Raw genomic sequence first — 6,082 nt, forward strand, 5'->3', positions numbered from 1 at the left:
TTGTTTATTTCAGAAATACAATTAAAAAACTATCGCAATTATGAAAAATTAGAGCTTTCCTTTGAAGATAAGGTAAATGTAATTATCGGCGAAAATGCACAAGGGAAAACAAATTTGATGGAAGCTATTTATGTTTTAGCGATGGCGAAATCTCATAGAACCTCTAATGATCGCGAACTTATCCGCTGGGATGAAGATTTTGGTCAAATAAAAGGGAAATTACAAAAAAGAAACAGTTCTTTGTCTTTGGAATTAAATATTTCGAAAAAAGGTAAAAAGGCAAAATTAAATCAACTTGAACAACAAAAGTTAAGTCAATATATTGGCGTGATGAACGTTGTCATGTTTGCCCCAGAAGATTTAAATCTTGTAAAAGGAAGCCCTCAAGTAAGAAGACGCTTTTTAGATATGGAATTAGGACAAATAGCTCCTGTATATTTGTATGAATTAAGTCAATATCAAAAGGTGCTCACGCAACGAAATCACTTGTTGAAAAAAATGCAAGGGAATAGTAAGAATGAGGAAACGATGTTGGATGTATTTACACTTCAACTAATTGAGCATGGTGCGAAGATAATGCAAAAACGTTTTGAATTTTTGCATTTGCTACAGGAATGGGCAGCTCCAATTCATCGAGGTATAAGCCGTGGATTAGAAGAGTTAGAAATTGTCTATAAACCAAGTGTAGATGTATCAGAATCAATGGATTTGTCGAAAATAAAAGAAGTATACTATGAAAGTTTTCAATCTGTGAAACAACGTGAAATTTTCCGTGGTACGACTTTAATTGGTCCTCATCGTGACGATTTACAATTCTTCGTTAATAGTAAAAATGTTCAAGTCTTTGGTTCGCAAGGACAACAACGAACGACCGCACTATCCCTAAAATTAGCTGAAATTGAATTGATTTATTCAGAGGTTAAAGAATATCCAATCCTTTTGTTGGATGATGTTTTATCAGAATTAGATGATTATCGTCAATCACATCTTTTAAATACAATTCAAGGAAAAGTGCAAACATTTGTTACAACGACGAGTGTCGACGGAATTGAACACGAAACATTAAAAGAAGCGAAAACAATTCATGTAACGAACGGCACTGTAGATTGTGAAATAGATAGGGAATAACCCCTGTTTAAATGGAAAAGTAGGTGATCTTTGTGTCAATGGAACAAAAGCAAATGCAAGAAAATGCATATGATGAAAGTCAGATACAGGTGCTTGAAGGACTAGAGGCAGTTCGGAAACGCCCTGGTATGTATATTGGATCTACAAGTGGAAAAGGGCTTCACCATCTTGTGTGGGAAATCGTAGATAATAGTATTGATGAAGCACTTGCAGGTTATTGTGATGAAATTAATGTTAGTATCGAAGAAGATAATAGTATTCGTGTAACGGATAATGGGCGTGGTATTCCAGTTGGTATACAAGAAAAAATGGGACGTCCAGCTGTAGAAGTTATTATGACTGTTCTCCACGCCGGTGGTAAATTTGGCGGTGGCGGTTATAAAGTTTCCGGTGGTTTACATGGTGTTGGGGCATCGGTTGTAAATGCTCTATCAACAGAACTAGAAGTATTTGTACATCGTGAAGGTAAAATTCATTACCAAAAATACGAAAGAGGTATTCCGGTTGCGGATTTAAAAGTAATTGGTGACACAGATCAAACAGGAACAATAACTCGGTTTAAACCAGATCCGGAAATTTTCCAAGAAACAACAGTATACGATTTTGATACGCTAGCAACTCGTATGCGTGAATTAGCGTTTTTAAATCGTAATATTAAATTAACAATTGAAGATAAACGTGAACATAAGCAAAAGAAAGAATTCCATTACGAAGGTGGAATTAAATCATACGTTGAGCATTTAAATCGCTCAAAACAACCAATTCATGAAGAGCCTGTGTACGTAGAGGGTTCAAAAGATGGTATTCAGGTTGAGGTTTCTCTTCAATATAACGAGGGATACACAAATAATATTTACTCATTTACGAATAACATCCATACGTATGAAGGTGGTACACATGAGGTAGGTTTTAAGACAGCTTTAACTCGTGTAATCAACGACTATGGTCGTAAAAACAGCATTTTAAAAGATGCGGACAGTAATTTAACTGGTGAGGATGTTCGTGAAGGTTTAACAGCAATTGTATCAATTAAGCATCCAAATCCACAATTTGAAGGACAAACGAAGACAAAACTTGGGAATAGTGAAGCAAGAACGATTACAGAGTCTGTATTCTCAGAGGCATTTGAAAAGTTCTTACTAGAGAATCCTAATGTAGCGCGAAAAATTGTAGAAAAAGGTACGATGGCTGCACGTGCACGTGTAGCTGCGAAAAAAGCGCGTGAATTGACACGTCGAAAGAGTGCGTTAGAAGTTTCAAGTTTACCTGGTAAATTAGCTGATTGCTCTTCGAAAGATCCAGCAATTAGTGAAATTTACATCGTAGAGGGTGACTCTGCCGGTGGATCTGCAAAACAAGGACGCGATCGTCATTTCCAAGCAATTTTACCGTTGAAGGGTAAAATTATTAATGTTGAAAAGGCACGCTTAGATAAGATTTTATCAAATGATGAAGTTCGTACAATTATTACGGCGATTGGTACAAATATTGGTGGAGACTTCGATATTGAAAAAGCACGCTATCATAAAGTTATTATTATGACCGATGCCGATGTTGATGGTGCGCATATTCGTACCCTATTATTAACGTTCTTCTATCGTTATATGCGTCAAATAATTGAGTGTGGATATATATATATCGCACAACCACCTTTGTTTAAAATACAACAAGGTAAAAAAATTCAATATGCTTATAATGATAACGAACTTGAAAAAATATTAGCTGAGCTACCGGCCCAGCCAAAACCAGGAATTCAACGTTATAAAGGTCTTGGAGAGATGAATCCAACTCAGCTATGGGAGACGACAATGGATCCAGAAGTACGTTCGTTACTTCAAGTTTCTCTTCAAGATGCAATAGAAGCAGACGAAACGTTTGAAATTTTAATGGGTGATAAAGTGGAACCACGTCGTAACTTTATTCAAGAGAATGCAAAATACGTGAAGAACCTTGATATTTAAATGAGTAATGACAGGAATCTAAGTATTCCTGTCTTCTACATATAAATCAATGTATGTGTAACGGAAATGTAAGAGGAGGTGCTCGTTGATGTCAGACAATCAACAACAAGCACGAATTCGAGAAATTAATATTAGTCATGAAATGCGTACCTCATTTTTAGATTACGCAATGAGTGTTATCGTATCTCGTGCATTACCAGATGTTCGTGATGGGTTAAAACCTGTACATCGCAGGGTTTTATATGCGATGAATGATTTAGGAATTACAGCTGATAAAGCGTATAAGAAATCAGCACGTATTGTCGGTGAAGTAATCGGTAAGTATCACCCTCATGGTGATTCAGCCGTTTATGAAACAATGGTACGTATGGCGCAAGATTTTAGTCAACGTTATATGCTTGTAGATGGGCATGGTAACTTCGGTTCTGTAGATGGAGATTCAGCAGCGGCAATGCGTTATACAGAGGCAAGAATGTCTAAGATTTCTATGGAATTAATACGTGATATTTCAAAAAATACAATTGATTATCAAGATAACTATGATGGTTCCGAAAGAGAACCGATAGTATTACCAGCGCGTTTCCCTAATTTATTAGTAAACGGTACAACAGGTATTGCTGTTGGTATGGCAACAAATATACCGCCGCATCAGCTTGGCGAAGTAATTGATGGTGTGCTGGCATTAAGTCATAATCCTGATATTACTATCGCGGAATTGATGGAATATATTCCCGGTCCAGACTTTCCGACGGCAGGTTTAATTTTAGGAAGAAGTGGAATTCGAAGAGCTTATGAAACAGGTCGCGGTTCCATTATGCTTCGTGCTAAGGTTGAAATTGAAGAGAAGTCAAACGGTAAACAATCTATTATCGTAACTGAACTACCTTATCAAGTTAATAAGGCACGATTAATTGAAAAAATCGCAGAATTAGTTCGCGATAAGAAAATTGAAGGTATTACAGATTTACGTGATGAATCAGATCGTAATGGTATGCGTATTGTCATGGAAGTACGTCGTGATGCTAATGCAAACGTACTATTAAACAATCTATACAAACATACAGCGCTTCAAACGAGTTTCGGTATTAATATGTTGTCTCTTGTAAATGGAGAGCCACAAGTACTAAATTTAAAACAAAATCTATATCATTATTTAGAGCATCAGAAGGTAGTAATTCGTAGACGTACTGCTTATGAATTAGAAAAAGCAGAAGCACGTGCTCATATTTTAGAAGGATTACGAATTGCTTTAGATCATCTTGATGAAGTAATTACGTTAATTCGTAGTTCAAAAACGGCAGATATTGCAAAGCAAGGCTTAATGGAACGTTTCGGTTTAAGTGAAAAACAAGCACAAGCGATTTTAGATATGCGTCTGCAACGCTTAACTGGATTAGAACGTGAAAAAATTGAGCAAGAATATCAAGACTTAATGAAGTTAATTGCTGAATTAAAAGCGATTTTAGCAGATGAAGAGAAAGTTCTTGAGATTATTCGTGAAGAATTAACAGAAGTAAAAGAACGTTTCAATGATAAGAGACGAACAGAAATTACAATTGGCGGTATGGAATTTATTGAAGATGAAGATTTAATTCCTGAACAAAACATTGCGATTACGTTAACTCATAACGGTTATATTAAGAGGTTACCAGCTTCTACGTACAAAACACAGAACCGTGGGGGACGTGGTGTGCAAGGAATGGGTACGAATGATGATGACTTTGTTGAACATTTATTAACAACGTCTACTCATGATCATATTTTATTCTTTACAAACAAGGGTAAAGTATACCGTACGAAAGGATATGAAATTCCAGAGTATAGTCGTACTGCAAAAGGACTACCAATTATTAACCTATTAGGGGTAGATAAGGGCGAGTGGATTAACGCTATTATTCCGATTCGTGAATTTGGTGACGATCAGTTCTTATTCTTTACGACAAAACAAGGGGTTTCTAAGAGAACGCCACTTTCATCATTTGCAAATATACGTACAAATGGTTTAATTGCAATTTCTCTTCGTGAAGAGGATGAGGTAATATCTGTACGTTTAACATCGGGTGATAAGGATATTATTGTCGGGACAAGTAACGGTATGCTAATTCGTTTCAATGAACAAGATGTTCGTTCTATGGGACGTAATGCTGCAGGTGTTAAAGCTATTACGTTGGGCGATGAAGACCAAGTTGTAGGTATGGAAATTGTCGAAGAGGATGTAAATGTTCTAATTGTAACGAAAAATGGTTACGGAAAGCGTACACCGATTGATGAATACCGTCTGCAAAGTCGCGGTGGTAAAGGTCTCAAAACTTGTAACATTACAGATAAGAACGGTAAATTAGTAGCTGTTAAATCTGTGACAGGTGAAGAAGATATTATGTTAATTACAGCGGCAGGCGTTATTATTCGTATGCCAGTTGATCAAATCTCTCAAATGGGACGTAATACACAAGGTGTTCGTCTAATTCGATTAGAGGAAGACCAAGAGGTAGCGACGGTAGCAAAAGCACAAAAAGATGAAGAGGAAGAAACGAGTGAAGAGGTTTCTTCAGAAGAATAAGAGAGGGTATTTTCCCTCTCTTTATTTTTTTATAATAATACTTGCATAGGGAAAAGAAAGCCTATATAATAGGCAGAGTCAGCAAATTAGAGATATAACTTATCGAAAAAAACTTGTTGACGAAAATAATATACTATGATATATTATAAAAGTCGCTGAAACGCGATGTTGAACTTTGAAAACTAAACGAAACAAACAACGTGAAACGTCAATTTTTATTTTAGATGCTAGACAAACTAACTTTATTGGAGAGTTTGATCCTGGCTCAGGATGAACGCTGGCGGCGTGCCTAATACATGCAAGTCGAGCGAATGGATTAAGAGCTTGCTCTTATGAAGTTAGCGGCGGACGGGTGAGTAACACGTGGGTAACCTGCCCATAAGACTGGGATAACTCCGGGAAACCGGGGCTAATACCGGATAACATTTTGAAC

General features: G+C 36.6%; 3 protein-coding genes and 1 rRNA gene (1 of these 4 cut by a window edge). All 4 read left to right on the forward strand.

Annotated elements, in window-relative coordinates; all coding sequences use genetic code 11:
- Positions 1-1,128, forward strand: a complete 1,128-nt coding sequence (recF, locus tag BAQ53_RS26100; RefSeq protein ID WP_142408153.1) for a DNA replication/repair protein RecF — start codon at positions 1-3, stop codon at positions 1,126-1,128.
- Between the two features lie 38 nt (positions 1,129-1,166).
- The gene (gene gyrB, locus BAQ53_RS26105) at positions 1,167-3,089 is read left to right on the forward strand and encodes a DNA topoisomerase (ATP-hydrolyzing) subunit B (protein ID WP_000435983.1); all 1,923 of its coding nucleotides are present in this window, start codon (positions 1,167-1,169) and stop codon (positions 3,087-3,089) included.
- 88 nt (positions 3,090-3,177) lie between these two features.
- Positions 3,178-5,649, forward strand: a complete 2,472-nt coding sequence (gene gyrA / locus BAQ53_RS26110) for a DNA gyrase subunit A (protein ID WP_001282864.1) — start codon at positions 3,178-3,180, stop codon at positions 5,647-5,649.
- 242 nt (positions 5,650-5,891) lie between these two features.
- Positions 5,892-6,082: ribosomal RNA gene (locus BAQ53_RS26115) — 16S ribosomal RNA — on the forward strand (it continues 1,460 nt past the right edge of the window).

Source organism: Bacillus sp. B25(2016b), from assembly GCF_001679765.1.
GTDB classification, from domain to species: Bacteria; Bacillota; Bacilli; order Bacillales; family Bacillaceae_G; genus Bacillus_A; species Bacillus_A thuringiensis_K.

Excerpts from the sequence above, each read along its gene's own strand:
- gyrB (WP_000435983.1), top strand. The coding sequence starts at position 1,167 with ATGGAACAAAAGCAAATGCAAGAAAATGCATATGATGAAAGTCAGATA.
- gyrA (WP_001282864.1), top strand. The coding sequence starts at position 3,178 with ATGTCAGACAATCAACAACAAGCACGAATTCGAGAAATTAATATTAGT.